The organism is Lentibacillus cibarius (assembly GCF_005887555.1).
Classification (GTDB): Bacteria; Bacillota; Bacilli; order Bacillales; family Amphibacillaceae; genus Lentibacillus; species Lentibacillus cibarius.
In genome coordinates, this window is sequence record NZ_VCIA01000001.1 from 1,796,612 (window position 1) to 1,814,357 (window position 17,746).

The 17,746-nt window shown below is 44.8% G+C and carries 13 protein-coding genes and 1 pseudogene; 6 read left to right on the forward strand and 8 right to left on the reverse strand.

The window, feature by feature from the left end:
* Positions 1-55: 55 nt before the first annotated feature.
* The 5 genes and pseudogenes from FFL34_RS08580 to FFL34_RS08600 form a co-directional block, all read right to left on the reverse strand.
* Entirely contained in the window at positions 56-604 is a 549-nt protein-coding gene (locus tag FFL34_RS08580) for a hypothetical protein (RefSeq protein WP_138603084.1), read from the reverse strand.
* A gap of 96 nt (positions 605-700) precedes the next feature.
* Positions 701-3,850 carry a DEAD/DEAH box helicase gene (locus FFL34_RS08585; protein ID WP_138603085.1) on the reverse strand — a complete coding sequence of 1,050 codons (3,150 nt, stop codon included), beginning with the start codon at positions 3,848-3,850 and terminating at the stop codon, positions 701-703.
* Positions 3,851-3,893: 43 nt separating this feature from the next.
* Complete coding sequence (locus tag FFL34_RS08590; protein WP_138603086.1) at positions 3,894-4,295, reverse strand: (deoxy)nucleoside triphosphate pyrophosphohydrolase; 402 nt, start codon at positions 4,293-4,295, stop codon at positions 3,894-3,896.
* Between the two features lie 167 nt (positions 4,296-4,462).
* Positions 4,463-5,682: pseudogene (locus FFL34_RS08595) on the reverse strand (hemolysin family protein).
* A gap of 144 nt (positions 5,683-5,826) precedes the next feature.
* On the reverse strand, positions 5,827-7,032 hold the full coding sequence (locus FFL34_RS08600) for a superoxide dismutase (protein WP_234031464.1): 1,206 nt from the start codon (positions 7,030-7,032) through the stop codon (positions 5,827-5,829).
* Between the two features lie 371 nt (positions 7,033-7,403).
* Here FFL34_RS08600 and FFL34_RS08605 point away from each other — a divergent pair, with 371 nt between their 5' ends.
* The 6 genes from FFL34_RS08605 to FFL34_RS08630 all read left to right on the forward strand — a co-directional run bounded on the left by FFL34_RS08605 (position 7,404) and on the right by FFL34_RS08630 (position 15,363).
* The gene (locus FFL34_RS08605; protein ID WP_138603088.1) at positions 7,404-8,948 is read left to right on the forward strand and encodes a solute symporter family protein; all 1,545 of its coding nucleotides are present in this window, start codon (positions 7,404-7,406) and stop codon (positions 8,946-8,948) included.
* Positions 8,945-10,744: a LytS/YhcK type 5TM receptor domain-containing protein gene (locus tag FFL34_RS08610; protein WP_138603089.1), complete on the forward strand. Its 1,800-nt coding sequence runs from the start codon at positions 8,945-8,947 to the stop codon at positions 10,742-10,744. Before FFL34_RS08605 ends, FFL34_RS08610 begins: the two co-directional genes overlap by 4 nt.
* Positions 10,710-11,468: a LytR/AlgR family response regulator transcription factor gene (locus tag FFL34_RS08615; protein ID WP_138603090.1), complete on the forward strand. Its 759-nt coding sequence runs from the start codon at positions 10,710-10,712 to the stop codon at positions 11,466-11,468. The genes FFL34_RS08610 and FFL34_RS08615 overlap by 35 nt, the downstream gene beginning before the upstream one ends.
* A 197-nt stretch (positions 11,469-11,665) precedes the next feature.
* Positions 11,666-13,384: an acetate--CoA ligase gene (gene acsA, locus FFL34_RS08620; RefSeq protein WP_138604705.1), complete on the forward strand. Its 1,719-nt coding sequence runs from the start codon at positions 11,666-11,668 to the stop codon at positions 13,382-13,384.
* A gap of 84 nt (positions 13,385-13,468) precedes the next feature.
* A complete protein-coding gene (locus tag FFL34_RS08625; protein ID WP_138603091.1) occupies positions 13,469-13,825 on the forward strand; it encodes a DUF485 domain-containing protein in 357 nt (118 codons plus the stop codon).
* Positions 13,822-15,363, forward strand: a complete 1,542-nt coding sequence (locus FFL34_RS08630) for a solute symporter family protein (RefSeq protein WP_138603092.1) — start codon at positions 13,822-13,824, stop codon at positions 15,361-15,363. The genes FFL34_RS08625 and FFL34_RS08630 overlap by 4 nt, the downstream gene beginning before the upstream one ends.
* A 124-nt stretch (positions 15,364-15,487) precedes the next feature.
* Here the strand turns inward: FFL34_RS08630 and crcB (FFL34_RS08635) are convergent, their stop codons facing one another.
* From crcB (FFL34_RS08635) to FFL34_RS08645, 3 genes are all read right to left on the reverse strand, one after another.
* Positions 15,488-15,841: a fluoride efflux transporter CrcB gene (crcB, locus tag FFL34_RS08635; RefSeq protein WP_138603093.1), complete on the reverse strand. Its 354-nt coding sequence runs from the start codon at positions 15,839-15,841 to the stop codon at positions 15,488-15,490.
* Entirely contained in the window at positions 15,841-16,221 is a 381-nt protein-coding gene (crcB, locus tag FFL34_RS08640; RefSeq protein WP_138603094.1) for a fluoride efflux transporter CrcB, read from the reverse strand. The genes crcB (FFL34_RS08635) and crcB (FFL34_RS08640) overlap by 1 nt, the downstream gene beginning before the upstream one ends.
* 72 nt (positions 16,222-16,293) lie before the next feature.
* Complete coding sequence (locus FFL34_RS08645; RefSeq protein WP_138603095.1) at positions 16,294-17,532, reverse strand: CynX/NimT family MFS transporter; 1,239 nt, start codon at positions 17,530-17,532, stop codon at positions 16,294-16,296.
* Positions 17,533-17,746 lie beyond the last annotated feature (214 nt).

Consider the following 17,746-nt stretch of genomic DNA (forward strand, 5'->3'; position numbering starts at 1 on the left):
AGGCAGCCTTTGTTGTTAGGGTTGGTTAATGGCTTTACTACAATAATACAGCAATTTAATAATCACGTAACACATTTCCCTTGTCATCATAATAGCGATATTTAAGTGTATAGCTACCGTCATTCGCTTCCGGAAGTTTTATCCAGTTAACCGAATACTTATGCACGTTCAAAGGCTGCCTTAGCGTTTGACCATTAACCTCTATTTCCATTCTAGCGGCTTCATTTTCCTGGTTCGTCACCACTATAAACCCACTGACATCATGATTAATCAGATGTACCAAAAATGGAGCAAGTGGACCATCCTCACTGGTTTCAACATGCTGCCATTTATAATTTCCATCCGGGTTCTTCCAAAATTGCATGTAAGCGGGATGGCCATTCGATAAAAAGGCAACCAATCGATTATCCTGTATATCTTTGATCTCCAAAATATGAATGGTCTTATTCTCATAACCTTCCACTGATTTGATCACTTGTTTAATATCACTTTTATCATTGCCATACAACTGCTGTTCGCCACTCGAAAAGCTCACAACTACCGTGACAGCAATGATGATAGCAATGATCAAATAACCTTTTCTGTTGTTCATGAATGCCATCATCTTCATGCCCCTTTAAAAATTACGAGTGGTTCTGCTTTTTCTTTATAAGCACCTTACTACACCGGAAACCCTTGTAGATTCACTTAAACACCTCAATTACAATACATTCTTATTCGCTTTCGGCACCAGCATTGGTGGCATTTCGTGTCGCAAGCGCCATATAAAGTCCATCGGCTTACTTCCGGAATGCTGTACGTAATCCGCGGTTCCCAGAAATATGTATGGGGATGTATACCCATTTTCTTTTTTATATTCCCGCACAAACAACATAATTTGGTGGTCGTTTTCTTTATGATGAATGTAGCGTTGTGCTGTTTTACTATTCGGTGAAACGGTACTTTGTGTTTGCCAATGGATTAGCCGCTCATTAATCGCATAATCCTCATACAATGTGGACGGGGAGAAGTCCTTTTCCGATTTGTTTAATGTGATAAAGAATGCATCCGCACCTTTATCCTTAAAGTGTTTCACACCTTCACGAAAAGCTGGTGCCTTTTGTTCATTATAATACCCCATCGCGGCCATTATTTGATTGATATTGTACTTAGCATGTATACGCAACGGTGATGAAAAGTCCAAGTCATGCATGAATTCCATTTCACTTAAATGGTTGCGATTATAATCTAGAATTTGCATCATTTCCCTTTTGATTTCAGGAACCTGGACAATATGCTGCACCCCGTCTTCAATCGACTGGAAACCTTCCTCGACTGGTGCATTTTTATAAAAAGAATAATAAAACATGTTAGCCATTAAACGCTCTTCTTCACTATGTATTTGAAAGTCATCCAAATACCGCAGATAAAAATCCAGAAGCCGCTTGGAATCTAAGTGAAACAAATTTGGAAGCCGTTTGGTAACCATTTTTTCATCTGTAAAATAAAAATCATTTTTAATACCTGCTTCAACTAGCATTCGACTAAACGACCGATCGGCGCTCTTGCCGTAAAAGTCGTAAATCGACATTTGATAGTAGGTCAAGAAATGATTCAATGTCAATGCTTGGTCAGCGTTGGCATGAAAATCCTTTAGCTTTTGAATTATATGACTACGACGATTGCTCAGCTGTCTTATACTCCGCAACACATATTCTTTTGCTTGTTTTTCCATGACAATGAAAGACCCTCTTGGTAAGGTGCTAAATCCATTTTCAACGTAATGCTTGATCGAATGCTTTGTTTTCCCAACGAGCGCCCGAAACTTCTCCTCAAAGCTATAGTTTTTATGCGCTTGGCCAATAAAGTCAAGGACAGTTAGACAATCTTTATCCTCATGTAGCCGTAATCCTCGCCCAAGTTGTTGCAAGAATACCGTTAAACTTTCCGTTGGACGCAAAAACAAAGTAGTATTAACAGTAGGTATGTCGACCCCTTCGTTATACAAATCAGCAACAAAAATAAACGTCATTTCCCCCGCTTCCAATTCCTTCTTAGCAGATTCCCTTGTTTCCTTGTCAGAACCCCCATGCAATGCAACGGACTTCACACCTTGTTGATTGAAGTAATCGGCCATAAATTGAGCATGCTGCACACCGGCACAAAAGCCGAGCCCTTTCACTTCATCCAAATCGGTAACATACTGCTTCACACTTTTTAAAATTTGATGGGCACGAAACGTATCACCCGTATACAAATTTTCTAATTCTCGCATGTCATACCCTTTATTTCGCCAAGTCACCTGGGACAAATCAACACTATCAGTTATACAAAAGTATTGAAACGGGCTTAATAACTTCTGATCAACCGCTTCTGTTAAGCGCATTTCAGCAGCAATTCGGTCATCAAAATAAGGTAATATACTTTTCCCATCCATACGTTCCGGTGTTGCTGTCAATCCAAGCAGCACTTTTGGTCGATAATATTGGAGCAATGTTTGATATGAAGCTGCTGCAGCATGATGAAATTCATCAACAATAATAAAATCATAGTAGTCAGGCGACGTGTACTCATCAAGCTTTCGACTATTAAAACTTTGGATACTAATAAATAGATGGTCGATATGATCCGGTTGATTGATACCTACTAATAAATCACCAAAATTTAAATCCTGCATAATCGCGCGAAATGTATCCAAGCTTTGTTTTAAAATTTCCTCCCTATGCGCAACAAACAACAACCGCTGGGGACGTCCTTGTTCCTGGACAAAACGTTTATAGTCAAAAGCAGATATAACCGTTTTGCCGACACCAGTTGCTGCAACTAATAGATTGTTATATTTTCCATGTACTTTCCTTTCCACATCAAGATTTTCTAGTATTTCTTTTTGGAAAAAATACGGCTTTATTTCAAATGAAAAATGGATCGGCTTCTCGTCCCGTTCTTTTTTACTTAACGTTGCTTGCAGATATTGATGGTCTTCTTCCTTGTCATAGTGAAACGGTTCAAATTCATCACTATTCCAGTATGTTTCAAACGTGGCGTCCATTTTTTTAAAGACATCAAATGAGTCCTTTTCTGTGATTTTCACATTCCACTCCAAACCAGATGTCAAAGCTGGATTGGAAAGATTGGACGAACCGATATAGGCTGTACTAAAGTTCGTATGTCGTTTAAAAACATAGGCCTTCGCATGTAATCTTGTTTGATCAACATCATATGAAACTTTGATCGTTGTGTTTGGCAATTGACCTAATTCCTTGATGGCTTTGTAGTCAGTCGCTTGCATATAGGATGTGGTAATAATGCGTAGTTGACCACCCTGACCTGTAAACGCTTTAAGTTCTTTTATAATCCCACGAATGCCACTCCATTTAATAAAGGATACGAGCATGTCAATTCGGTCAGAAGATAAGATCTCATTTCGCAATTCATGCATCATATTCGGTTCCGCTTTAGCCCCAGTGAACAGTGAGCTTTCCGAAATAGGTGTGATCGGACGAATAGGATCTTCTTTTTTGACGCTGCGACTAGTATTTATTTTCGAATAGATGGAGGTGAGCACTTCCCCTTCTTCATCCAGTTGCAGACGTTTAAAATCTTCTTCAGGTAATAGTTCGTTCAGTTTTTGAATCAATGCATTGCTGGCTTCAATTTGTTTCAGTAAAGCATCCTGATCATTCTTCTCATTATCACGTATGTAGAATAACGCCTTTCTCGTTACTTCGGAAATATAGGAAGCCAACTTCTTTCTCGCTTCCTCCACATCAAGCGATTCCTTGCCAATGTCATAATGATTAGCTTCTAATTTGTTTAATTCCTGCTTCAATTCCTGCGTTATAACTTCCTCATAGATACCTTCATGGAACAACGGACCACTTCCTTTAATACTTTTTTGTTATATGTGGAGAGATTTAAGAAAAGAGGGAAGTGTTCAATAGCTTTTCAATCGCGGGAATATCGGCCGGTGCCCAGTCCAGAATCTGCAAATCCTCTGGTGATACCCATGCTAGTTTATGATGTTCAGTTCTAATCGGCGTTCCTTCAAGAAGGTGACAAAAATATGTTGTTAGATGGACAGTACCAAAGTCATATTCGTAAACCGTATGGTCAACCTGCGCGCCAACATTTATATAACAATGCATTTCTTCCTCGATTTCCCGTTTCAAGGCGTTTTCCGGTGTTTCACCCTGTTCGATCTTGCCACCGGGAAATTCCCATTTATATGGTAATGATTTTGACGGACCTCTTTGCGCACACAAAATCTTATTGTCATCGAGTATCACCGCCCCAACGACGTGAATGTTCTTTTTCATTGAATCTCCCCTAACCATAGTGATACCCCCATTATAACGGCTTATTGATTATAATTCGATAACCTGTTTCAACTATTGTAGGGCAAGTGCTAGATGGTACCCCGCCGCTTACATAACGGCGGAGAACCTACTTATTCATAAGGTTGTGGTTTATGTGTTTTTTTTGGTCACTTCACAATCTGCACTTTTCTAATCATCCGCCCTTCCAAAGCCAGTATGTTGAACGTTAAGCCGCCGCGTTCGAGTACCTGTCCTTCTTCCGGAAATTCGTTTATTTCCTTTAATAAATAGCCGGCGAGAACGTCTTCTTCTTCAGGAATCTCCGTACCAAAGACCGAGTTCAGCCGGTGCAGCGTTATTTTCCCGTCACAGATGATTTCTGTTTCGGTCATTTTTTCAATCGTTGCATCGTTGGCAAGGTCCATCTCATCTTCAATTTCTAGTCCAATCATGGCTTCAATCACATCTTCATGGGTGAGAATTCCTTCCGTGCCGCCGTATTCATCGAGAATGATGGCCATGTGCTTTTTCTCTGTCGTCATTTTACGAAAAACCCACTCGATCGGTTGGAATTCATATATAATTAACGGATCGGTATAGCAGAACGCCTCTAGTGGTGTCTCTTTTTCCTCTGACCATGACAATAGATATTTGGAATGAAAAACGGCGACAATGTCATCAATACTCTCGTTGTACACCGGATAGCGTGTATACGGATTTTGAATGACGACGTCCCGTACTTCCGCAAACGAAGCTGTCATCGGCAGGGCGGTGATCTCAACCCGTGGTGTCTTGAGGACATCTTTTACGTCCAGGTTGTAAAAATCGAGCACGCCTTTATGCGATGGGATTCGGCTTGGTCAAATGTTCCTTCTGAGTCAGCAATATCAACCATAGCACGCAAGTCCTCTTTAGATATCGATTCATCAGGTGGTTGTCCCTTCGCCAAAGCGTTTGTGATTGCGTCGGTCAACCAGTTAAGCACGATGGTTACCGGCTTAAACACAAACACGAAAAACCGAATGACCGGATAAATGGCTAGTGAAATTTTATCTGGAAATGCCGCTGCGATTGATTTGGGCAGCACCTCAGAGAAAACAAGAATCGTTATGGTCAAAATAGCCGAGGCAAGTCCCACATGAAAGTCATATTGAATTGCCAGCGCAGTTACGAGTGTAGGCATCAGAATGTTGGCTATGTTATTACCGATTAAAATGGTCGTGATAAACTCGCTTGGATTAGAAATTAAATCTAATAACTTCTCGGCCTTTTTATCGTCATTTTTTGCCTTTGTCTGCAGTTTCATCTTATTGGTGGCTGTCAGCGCCGTTTCACTGCCAGAGAAAAATAACGAAGCACATAATAACAGAATAATTGCAATGATCACGGGCAGCTGCCTCCTTATTCATGTACGGTGTATAATAGCATATATCCGTTATTTTTCACAAAAAGGGACATTTTAACCTTCTCGGCTATTACATTTAAAAGCTGATCAGTACTAAAACTGATCAGCTTTCATGATAGGTTGTTTTTAATAGGGTGTCCACTGAACATGCTGTGCGACTTGGAATCGATGATTGACATTTTCCCAGTTAACGACGTTCCACCACGCGTCAATATAGTCTTTGCGTTTCGTGTGATACTGCAGATAGTAGGCATGCTCCCATACGTCTAGTACTAATAATGGAATGGCATCCTGTTGGGAAAGGTTTTGATGCTTTTCCGCCTGCAATATCTCGGTTCGGTGTGATCTTGGGGACCAGACAAGTATCGCCCAGCCGACAGCCTGCACCTTTTCGGCGGCATTAGAAAAGTGCTTCTTGAATTTATCAAAACTTCCAAAGGTGCGACTGATTTCCTTTTTGATATCCCCGGTTGGTTTGCCACCGCCATTCGGGGACATATTATGCCAGAAAATCGTATGAAGATAGTGTCCGGCACCATTAAAGGCTGCCTCGCCTTCCCAATGCTTGATTAGAGAGAAATCACCGCGTTTTCGCGCCTTCTCCATTTCCTTTTCGGCTTTGTTGAGGCCTTCCACATAGCTTCTGTGGTGTTTATCATGGTGCAACCGCATGATTTCTTCGCTGATGTGTGGTTCCAACGCGTTATAAGCGTACGGCAGTGGTGGAAGTTTATGTTCACCAATCGGCACGGTTCGGGATGATTTACGATCGTCATCGTCGTCCAATTCCTCTTCTTCCCGTTCGTCGTCCGCGTCGTCTGTCGGTAGTTTTGTTTGTGTTGCGTCAGAATCAGCTTCGGATAATTCAAAAGCCGGTTCCGCATCATCGTTTGCTGTTGCCTCCGTTTGTCCGGTTATCGTATCGTCAGTTGTCGCTTCCACTTGTTCTGCTTCCATCGTGTCAACCGTTGCCTCTGCTTGCTCGGTTTCTAACTCATTGTCCGCCGTTTCCTCCTTTTGTACACTGGCATTCGGCAATTCTTCTACAAATGTAGCGAACCGCTCCCTTAGCGACTCTGCCTCCCCTTGCAGCGAACGGACATCTTCTGTATCGTCAGTACGCGTTTCACTTTCATTACGGTCAAGTTGGACGCGATGTTCGTTTGCCTTTTCCCGCAGCTGGCTAAATTGGTTGAGCCAATCATCTATTTCTTCTCTCACGCCATCTTCAAAATTTCCTTGGTGTTTAAACGAAATAATTGATTCTTCACATCGTTCCGCCCAGTCGTTCAGATCCTGCAACCAGCTGATTTTTTGTGATGATGATTGCATAATGATTGAGATCCTCCCTTTTTGTAATTGACACTGCATGGTAGCCTATGCTGCTATTCCCGCTTTTGTCACACGTACATATCGGAAGGGCTAGATGGATCAGGTTGGAACGTTTTCTATAAATAAAACCGGATGCTTCCATAGTCACAGAAAAGCCCCCACCAATTTCCAAATAGAAACCTTTACGCACACCATCGATTAGGGTAGGATTTATTATAAGATTATTTATAATTTTAGTACATCTAAACTGCTCCGCTTCAGATGGGGTGATTTTGTTTTCGCGCGAGTTTCGGGCCGGGTCGCGCGACTTTCCTGATTTTCGCGCGAGCCCCGGCACCCAGGCCAATTAAATAAACAAAGAAGGTGATGATTTGAATCTTACCTATTTCCTGTTTTTTCTGTGCATCATCGTCTGTACGCTGATTATTACATACTGGGCGGCGAAACAGAGTAAGACGGCAAACCAATTTTATGTGGCAGCAGGCAGTCTGACAGGTATTCAGAACGGAATGGCGATTGCTGGTGACTACATTAGTGCGGCATCTTTTTTAGGGATTATCGGTACCATCGCCATCAGTGGTTTTGACGGGTTTTTGTATGCGATTGGCTTTCTTGTTTCTTATTTAATCGTTCTATTTTTTATTGCGGAACCTGTGCATCGTCTAGGTAATTACTCGCTTGGGGATGTGATCTGTTCGCGCTTTCCCAGTATCCGTATGCGCTGGCTGATGGCAATCAGTGCCCTGCTTATTTCCATTCTTTATATGATTCCGCAGTTAGTGGCCGCGGGGCTATTGATCCGGTTGCTGCTTGATATTAATTATACGACGTCTGTTCTGGTCATTGGCAGTCTCATGACGGTTTACGTTGTGTTTGGCGGTATGTTTGCAACGTCATGGGTACAGATTGTAAAAACCATTGTGCTCATGTCGGGAACGTTCCTGCTTGCATTGATTGTGTTAGCTCGATTCGGCTGGGACATCGCAGAATTGACTGCCCAGGTTAAAACGGGCACACCGCTGGGCGAGCAGTTTTTCCAGCCTGGCAATCTTTACGATCAACCGTTGGAAAGCCTGTCACTTCATCTGGCCCTGATTCTCGGAACGGCCGGACTGCCGCACATCCTAATTCGTCTATTCACCGTCCGGAATGTCCGGGAAGTGCGCCGGTCGCTTTTAACTGCCAGCTGGATTATCGGGTTGTTTTACATCATCGCCCTTGTACTCGGTCTTGGTGCTGTCACTCTGATCGGCTACAATCAATTAATTGATGCTGATCCGACGGGAAATTTGGCTGCTCCATTGCTGGCAGGGAAGCTGGGTGGTGACTTCCTGATGGCATTCATCGCGGCGATTGCTTTTACCACCATTGTTGCTGTCGTGTCTGGTCTGGTGATTTCGGCGACGACTGCTTTTTCGCATGATGTATACTATCACATCATTAAAAAAGGACAGACGACGGAAAAAAGGCAATTGCGTGCTGCTCAGTGGACAGCATTTGTTGTGGGGCTCATCTCTACGTTGTTCGCACTTGGGCTGCAGCATATCAATGTAACTTTACTCGTTTCGCTAACGTTCATCGTGGCGGCATCGAGCAATCTTCCAGTGCTGTTATTCACTATTTACTGGAGGCGTTTTAACGAAATAGGGGCGATTATTGGGATGGTCTGCGGACTGGGTGCTTCTTTGACATTTCTTTTGCTTGGACCAAACATTATGGACCCGGATGGGGGCTGGATTCCGAGAGAGCCGCTCTTTCCAATGGCAAATCCGGGGATTGTCGCCATTCCCATTGGATTTTTAGGTGCCTATTTCGGAACGCTGCTGACGGAAAATCCCCGCGAAAGTCATCAATCATTCCGGCGGGTCTATATAAAAGCGCATACCGGGATTGACACGAAGGAGGACTCCTCATGACCTATCTGACCATGATTCTGTCAGAGCGGCTTGGCTTGTTGCTTGTGCTTGCCTTTGTCCTGACGCGTATACCGGGATTCCGATCACTACTTGACCGAGAATACAGCAAAAAAATGACGCTGGTTCATATATGCATGTTTGGCCTGTTCGGAGTCGCGGGAACCATGACCGGCGTCGTTTTAGAGGATGGGGTGATTGCGGAACGGTTTTTTGCCTGGTCAGCCGATGATAATCAACTGGTTGTTAGTTCAAGTCTCGTTGCGATTGTTATTGCCGGGTTGCTGGGCGGTCCTGTTGTCGGGCTCGGTGCAGGCGTGATTGCCGGTGCACATCTTTTTTACATGGGGGGCATAGGCTTTATAGCAAACAGTCTGGTCAATCCTGTCACCGGTTTTCTTGCCGGGTGGACAGCTCGCTTTTTTTCCAATGAGCGGGTGATTTCCCCGTTAAAGGCCCTATTCATTGGTGTGTTTCCACCTATTTTGCAAATGCATATGCTGCTGATTGCCGAGCCCGGATCTAGTGCTATAGTCAGCATGGTGAATACGGTTGGGTTGCCGCTTGTGTTGTCGAACAGTATTGCTATTGCCATATTCACTGCCATGATCGGGATTGCTCTTCGTGAACAGGAAAACGAGGCAGCATTGGCAGCTGAGAAGGCATTCACCATTGCGGAGGAGGCACTTCCTTTTTTAAAAAGGGATTCTACCCGGGAAATGGCCGAGGGGATTGCGCGTTTACTTTATGACCGGCTGGAATTGGCTGCCGTATCAGTAACCGATGAGCAAGAAATCCTCGCACACATCGGGATGGGGGATGACCACCATCAACCGGCCGACCCTATTATTACTCCAATGTCCCATGAAGCGATTAGTACCGGACAGATGCAGGTAGCCTATTCCCGATCCGAAATCCAGTGCCCAGATGCGAAATGCCCGTTCGAATCAGTCATCATCATTCCGATTATCGATACCGGCGAATCAGCCGGCCTTATAAAATTTTATTTCCGGAAAGCACAGCATATCCGCCCGGTCGAAATCATGCTTGCACAAGGATTGGGACAATTGATTTCCAATCAGCTGCACACCATCGCGTCGGACAAATTAAAAACGCACATACGTGATGCGGAGCTGCGTAACCTCCAGGCCCAGATCAATCCGCACTTTTTATTCAACACGCTGCATATGATAGCAGCACTTTTCCGAAAAGACCCGGAAAAAGCGCGGAAAATCACGGTCAGCCTGGCTCATTTCATGCGTTTTAATATCAGTCTGGTAGCATCATCGCTTGTTCATTTGGAAAAAGAAATCCAGCACGTCGAGGCGTATATGACAATCATCCAGACGCGTTTCGCCAACCGGCTGCGGATTTACTTTAACAAAGTGGACGGGGGTGCACATGCACACATACCACCATCAACCATTCAGCCACTTGTTGAAAACAGCATCCAGCATGGGTTGCAACATGTAACAGAAGGCGGTGAGGTGCACGTGGAGATGGAGCGTATTACAAGCGGCATCCGGATAACGGTTCGTGATAACGGGGTCGGTTTTGATGAGCAGTTGTTGACCAGCGACGGTATGGTGCAAGTGGGTGAACACCAACAAAGCGGGGCAGGGATTTCCAATGTGAATCAACGTCTCATCAGCCTGCTGGGGGCATCGGCACGCCTGCATATTCGCAACCTGCCCGACCGTGGAAGTGAAGTAGCATTTACCATCCCGCATATACATATGGAAAAAACGAAGGGAGGAAGTTCATATGAAGCGGATTCACGTGATGATAGCGGAAGATGAAGAGCTAGCACGGGAAGAACTCATCTATTTGCTGAAAGAGGAGCCTGATGTCGTGATTAGTCCCGGAGCCGAAACCGGGGAACAATTAATTGACTTATATACCAAGCATGAACCTGATGTTATTTTTCTGGATGTACAAATGCCGGAAATGTCCGGTGTTGAAGCGGCCAAACAGATTACAGCGATCAGCTATCAGCAGCCGCCGTTATTCGTTTTTACAACGGCGTATGATACGTATGCGTTGGATGCATTTGACATTGAAGCTGTCGATTATTTGCTGAAACCGTATGATGACAATCGTTTTCAACAAGCGATGAAGCGGGTTAGAAAACATTTAACACATAACGGCGCTAATCAAGGAACTCCTGCTCTCTCCCAGCAAGCATCCCCGGCGTCCAAGCTGTTGATTGATGACGGAGAGCGTATGGTTGTCTTATCACCTGATTCTATTTATTATGCTGTCCCGGCCAACCGGATGCTGGAGATTCATACAAAAGATGAAATAATTGAAAGTCGGATGACCCTGCAAGAACTGGAAGAAAAACTTTACGGCTTACCTTTTTTCCGTATTCATCGAAGCTATCTCGTCAACTTGAATCATGTCCGGGAGATCACACCATGGTTCAATGGCGCCTATAATGTAACCTTGAAAGATAAACACCATACAACACTGCCAGTCAGCCGATCAGCGAGAAAAATTTTACTGGAGACATTTAAAAATTAACCATTCACCTGAACATTATAATAATTCAAACAATAATGACAACAATTGATACAAAAACTGGTGCCACCGCCGCATGTATCTATTATACTTTATCGTAAGCGTTTTCAATAACTGCGGGGTGATGGCATTCGGATGATGCATTTGGCTGGCAGTCACTGAACGGAGACAACTTATCAATGTAGGGAGGAATAAGCGTGATGCAAACACTTGCACCAGTCAAGACAGGCGCTAATATGCCTGACTATAATGAAGCATGTACGAATTTTTCATGGAAAGACGTTGAAAAGGCCTTTTCCTGGCATGAAACAGGGAAAGTAAACATGGCCTATGAAGCCATTGACCGGCATGCCGAGACATGGCGGAAGAACAAGGTCGCCTTGTACTATAGTGACCAGAAGCGGGATGAAAAATATACATTCCAAGATATGGCTTTCCTATCCAATAAATTCGGTAATGTATTAAGGAATATCGGCACGGAAAAAGGTGATCGGGTCTTTTTATTTATGCCAAGGTCACCGGAGCTCTATGTCAGCATGATGGGCATATTAAAAATTGGTGCTATTGCAGGGCCGCTGTTTGAAGCGTTCATGGAGCAAGCTGTCCGTGACCGGCTCGAAAACAGTGAAGCATCCGTATTGATTACAACACCGTCACTACTCGAACGTGTACCATATAACGAACTTCCGCACTTGGAAAATATTATTCTAGTCGGGGACGGAGAGGCGCCTGAAGATGGTGATGTGAAGTTTTACCGATTTGAGGAGGAGATGGATAAAGCCTCACGGGACTTGGATATCGAATGGGTGGACCGGGAAGACGGCATGATTCTCCACTATACATCCGGATCAACCGGCAAGCCAAAAGGCGTATTGCACGTTCACAATGCCATGATTCAGCAATACCAGACGGCCAAATGGGTGCTGGATCTGAAGGAAGATGACATTTATTGGTGCACCGCCGATCCCGGCTGGGTAACCGGTACATCATATGGCATTTTCGGTCCATGGTTGAACGGGGTATCTAACTTAATTCGCGGTGGACGCTTCAGTCCGGAAGATTGGTACGGAACCATTGAAAAATACCGCGTTTCCGTCTGGCTGAGTGCACCGACAGCATTCCGCAGATTGATGGCAGCGGGAGATGACGTCGTGAAACAATTTGATCTAAGCTCGCTTCGTCATACCTTGAGTGTTGGGGAACCACTGAACGCAGAAGTCGTCCATTGGGGGATGAACGTCTATCAATTGCGCATCCATGATCACTGGTGGATGACAGAAACTGGCGGTATCGTTATTGCCAACTATCCGACCATGCCAATTAAACCTGGATCAATGGGTAAACCATTCCCAGGCGTGCAAGCAGCTATTTTGGATGAAGAAGGAAACGAACTGTCACCAGGGCAAATGGGACGTTTGTGCATTAAAGCTGGATGGCCGTCCATGCTGCGAACCGTATGGAACAATGAAGAACGTTTTAACAAGTACTTCCCTGTGAAAGGCTGGTTCGAATCTGGTGATCTAGCTTCGATGGACGAAGACGGTTACTTCTGGTTCGAGGGACGTGATGATGATGTGATCCAAACTTCCGGTGAACGGGTTGGACCTTTCGAGGTAGAGAGTAAGCTTGTCGAACATCCTTCCGTTGCCGAAGCGGCCGTTATTGGCAAACCTGACCCTGTCCGCGGACACATTATTAAAGCTTTTGTGGCACTGAAAGACGGCTATGAGAAAAGCGATGAACTCGAGGAAGAACTTCGCAAATTCGTTAAACAAAGACTTGCCGCCCATGCAGCACCGCGGGAAGTAGAAATTCGTGACTTTTTGCCAAAAACACGCAGCGGAAAAATCATGCGCCGTGTGCTGAAGGCGTGGGAGCTTGACCAGCCAACAGGCGACTTATCCACGATGGAAAAATAAATGATCCGTTTCAGTTGGGGAGTTTTCCAGGCTTGATGGGAAACACCCCTCTATTCCATTCCAAACAAAATGAGGAGGATTTTCATGAATGATGAAAGCGGATACAATTCGATAGACGAATCCGGGCAAGCGATTGACTTCGAGAAAGTGGAACAAAGCAAGCCGTTTCAAAAGCTTATGCATGAACGAAAAAAATTCATTGTACCGTATACCATCTTCTTTCTTGTTTTTTACTTTTTACTACCGATTTTAACGTCGTACACGAATTTTTTGAACACACCGGCCTTTGGTGATATCTCTTGGGTATGGGTGTTTGCATTTGCCCAATTTATAATGACATGGGTATTGTGCACGATTTATGTGAAAAAGGCTTCTTCCTTTGATGATCAAGCAAACGATATTATCGAGACACAGATTAAGAATGGAGGGAAGGCGTCATGAGCCCGACAGTTATTGTTCTTTTTCTGATCATTGTTGCATTGACTCTTGTTATCACGTATTGGGCGTCAAAACAGACGCAAACGACGGGAGACTTTTATACGGCCGGCGGTGAGTTGACTGGGTTTCAAAACGGGATTGCCATTTCCGGTGACTATCTGTCAGCAGCATCTTTTCTCGGTATTGCCGGGTCGATAGCACTTTACGGTTTTGATGGCTTCTTTTATAGTATCGGCTTTTTGATTGCCTATCTCGTTGTGTTATTTTTAGTCGCAGAGCCGTTAAGAAATCTTGGAAAGTACACACTTGCCGATATGATTAATGCTAGGTTTGATGCCAAAAAGGTGCGTGGATCAGCAGCACTGAGCACGGTTACGATTTCTTTATTTTACATGATTGCACAGCTCGTCGGGGCAGGAGCACTTATTCAGCTGTTGTTTGACATTCCTTATTGGATAGCTGTTCTCATTGTTGGGGTCATGATGACCATTTATGTGCTGTTCGGCGGGATGATTGCCACCAGTTGGGTGCAAATTGTTAAAGCCGTTCTGCTAATGGCAGGAATGTTAATTATATCCTTCCTTGTTCTATTGAAGTTCAACTTTAATATTGGGGAAATGTTTAGTGAAGTCAAAACGGCCACAAGCCACGGGGCTGCCTATTTGAAGCCGGGACTGAAGTATACACAGCCGCTGGACACTATTTCTCTCATGTTGGCGCTTGTCTTGGGAACAGCCGGCCTGCCGCATATTCTCATGCGCTTCTTCACGGTTAAAGATGCCAAAACAGCACGAAGCTCCGTCATAACCGCCACATGGACCATCGGCATTTTCTACGTGTTGACGTTATTTCTTGGTTTTGGCGCTGCAGCATTCGTTGGCGAGACCAAGATTATGGAAGCAAATCCTGGCGGGAATATGGCAGCACCACTGCTGGCAGAAGCTATCGGTGGGGAAATCTTATTCGCATTTATATCCGCCGTCGCGTTTGCCACCATTCTAGCAGTCGTTGCTGGCCTTGTTTTATCTGGGGCAAGCGCCTTTGCTCATGACTTATATGGTCAGATTATTAAAAAAGGAAAAGCTACAGATCGGCAGCAAATGCTCGCAGCCCGGTATGCAGCTTTAGCCGTATCCGTACTGTCCATCGTCCTAGCTTTGTTCGCGCAATATTTGAACGTGGCATTTCTTGTTTCTCTAGCCTTCTGTATCGCAGCAAGTGCCAATTTGCCAGTCATCCTTTATACGGTTTACTGGAAAAGGTTTAACACATCAGGTGCTGTCTCCGCCATGTTGGTCGGGTTGTTCTCAGCATTAGTCCTCGTGTCCATGAGTCCAAGTGTGTTTTCACCAACAGAAGGAGCAGCATTGTTTGTTGGCGAGCCGATCTTCCCGCTATCTAATCCAGCTCTTGTCTCCGTACCGCTTGGCTTCCTAGCAGGCTACGTGGGCACGATACTGTCAAGCAGCAAAGCCGACGCCAAACGATACGCCAAAGTAAAAGTCAAAGCCAATACCGGCTTTAAGGAGACAGGAAACTAATACCGTAAGCGACTGCTATTATCGCAGTCGCTTTTTTGTGGGAGGAAAGAGCAGGCTTCGGGCCGCGCGAGCTTTGGGCCTGGTCTCGCCCGTATTCGGGAAGCTCATTATTACAACATGACCTTTACAACCAAAGACCTAATAGCGCTGCAGAAGCACCCGTAAGCACCGAAGTCAAGACATAAAGAATCGCTATGTTTACTTTGTTTGCCACTAGCAGTTTGACCGTTTCATACCCAAATGTCGAAAACGTCGTAAACGCTCCGCAAAAACCAGCACCTGCAAACAACCATAGCGATTCACCGATTTGAGCAGTTAAATAACCATCCAAAAGTAATCCTAGTAAAAAGGATCCGGCCGTATTCATCAGCCACGTACTAATAGGAAAATCACGCGAAGCCCCATCCGCCAGTACCTTGCCAAGCCAATATCTCGTACCAGCGCCGAGAGATCCGCCCAATCCAATTAGCCAAAGCATTAGTGTTCACCCCGCTTAAATTGGACATTAGCTAATTTATATCCTATATATGCTAGAAGCAATCCTCCAACAATACTCATACCACTGTAAAAAGCTCCTTGCCATATGTCACCATCCCGAATAAGCTGTATCATGTCCAAAGAAAAAGTGGAGAATGTGGTAAATGAACCGGTAAAGCCTGTGCCGATAAGCAAGGACACTTCTCGCCATCGTCCTTGCTGCCAGCTGCTAAACGTCATAAACCAGCCAAGAAACAGACAGCCTGATAAATTGGCCAGCACTGTTGCCAATGGAAAATCGACAGAACCAATCCATTCCCCCAACGCAAACCTGACCACCGCACCAAGAAATCCCCCAGCCATCACGAAAAATAGCTGCATCTCCATCACCCGCTTTTTACCGTTCATTCATTTTTCGCTAGTTTTACAAATTATTTTCAAATACCGCCAGTACTAATCTGTGCTTCCTTCATCCATGGCCGCATATTCATCTCCAACTGTCCGATTCCTGCCTGCACCGAATCCGGCGATGGTCATTAGTGCTGACACAATTAATAGCGTAATTAGCGGTAGCTGCCAGCCCTGGGTTATATCATTCAAATAGCCGATTAAGATTGGCCCGATTGCAGCTAAAAAGTATCCAAGCGCCTGGGCCATGCCGGATAACTCCGCTGCTTGACGTGCATTGCTTGCGCGCATCCCTAAAAATGCGAGCGCCAGTGGGAATAATCCCCCAGAGCCGACACCAATCAACGTGACACTTGCAAGCATGGTAAAACTGGACTGTCCAAATAGCAAACCAAAAGTACCTATCATCGCCAGCAGACAAGTGCCAACAGTCAGCATACTTTGTGACTTGAATTTGCCGGCAATCACCGGCAGTAAGAAACCAATTGGTAGGCCAATAAACTGACTGTAAGATAACAGCCATCCGGCCATTTCTTTACTTGTGCCATAGTCTTGCAAAATTTGTGGCAACCAAGCAATAATTACATAATATAAAAACGCCTGCAGCCCGAGAAAGATTGCTACTTCCCACGCAAGGCGTGATTTCCACATACGCACATCACTTGCCGCAACATATTTAACTCGAACCTCATCTGCCGAACGCCGCTGTTTCACAAAATAGACCCAAATGGCAATTCCTGCAACAGCCGGAAGTCCCCAGAAAGCAAGTGATAGCTCCCAACCGAAACCTGCCATATTCGCAAGTGGCACACTGATTCCCGATGCCAGCGCCGCAACAAGCCCCATTGCTGTTGCATACACACTAGTCATGAGCGTCACTCGATTCGGAAAGCGCTCTTTAATAACGCCGGGAAGCAGCACATTAGAAACCGCAACCCCGACTCCAATCATTAGTGTCCCACTAAAAAGAGAAACAACAAAGGGAACAGAACGTATAAGAATACCTGCCAAGAGTACAATCATGCTCCATATCAGTACAATTTCATTGGTATACCGTAGCCCTAATTTCGGTGCAACCGGTGACATGACAGCAAATGCTACTAGTGGCAGGCTGGTCAGGATTCCGACGCTCCAGTTTGCAAGTCCGAGCTCATCGCCAATAACACCGACGAGCGGGCCGACGGATGTTATCGCCGGGCGCAAATTGAAGGCAATCACGACAATTCCCGTAATGAGCAACAATTGATTGTATCCTTTTAGATCTTCGTATTGATACATGCTCATAAAAAGACGCTCCTTCCCCAATCATACTTTAAAACCGTTTCAGCTTCCGTACACATGCTAATGGATGTCATAGTAATAATCAAACAAAAAACCACTGATGTACAAAACACCAGTGGCCTATCCTATGTTCTATTTCAACATATAGTTCACGCATTAGGATCGCTCGACGGTTTTAGCCGGAAGATTTTTCACCGGTATTATACTGGGTGCTTTC

Excerpts from the sequence above, each read along its gene's own strand:
- crcB (WP_138603093.1), bottom strand. The coding sequence starts at position 15,841 with ATGCTTTGGCTAATTGGATTGGGCGGATCTCTCGGCGCTGGTACGAGA.
- FFL34_RS08630 (WP_138603092.1), top strand. The coding sequence starts at position 13,822 with ATGAGCCCGACAGTTATTGTTCTTTTTCTGATCATTGTTGCATTGACT.
- FFL34_RS08610 (WP_138603089.1), top strand. The coding sequence starts at position 8,945 with ATGACCTATCTGACCATGATTCTGTCAGAGCGGCTTGGCTTGTTGCTT.
- FFL34_RS08615 (WP_138603090.1), top strand. The coding sequence starts at position 10,710 with ATGAAGCGGATTCACGTGATGATAGCGGAAGATGAAGAGCTAGCACGG.
- FFL34_RS08645 (WP_138603095.1), bottom strand. The coding sequence starts at position 17,532 with ATGAGCATGTATCAATACGAAGATCTAAAAGGATACAATCAATTGTTG.
- FFL34_RS08625 (WP_138603091.1), top strand. The coding sequence starts at position 13,469 with ATGAATGATGAAAGCGGATACAATTCGATAGACGAATCCGGGCAAGCG.
- FFL34_RS08590 (WP_138603086.1), bottom strand. The coding sequence starts at position 4,295 with ATGAAAAAGAACATTCACGTCGTTGGGGCGGTGATACTCGATGACAAT.
- FFL34_RS08580 (WP_138603084.1), bottom strand. The coding sequence starts at position 604 with ATGATGGCATTCATGAACAACAGAAAAGGTTATTTGATCATTGCTATC.
- FFL34_RS08600 (WP_234031464.1), bottom strand. The coding sequence starts at position 7,032 with ATGCAATCATCATCACAAAAAATCAGCTGGTTGCAGGATCTGAACGAC.
- acsA (WP_138604705.1), top strand. The coding sequence starts at position 11,666 with ATGCAAACACTTGCACCAGTCAAGACAGGCGCTAATATGCCTGACTAT.
- crcB (WP_138603094.1), bottom strand. The coding sequence starts at position 16,221 with ATGCAGCTATTTTTCGTGATGGCTGGGGGATTTCTTGGTGCGGTGGTC.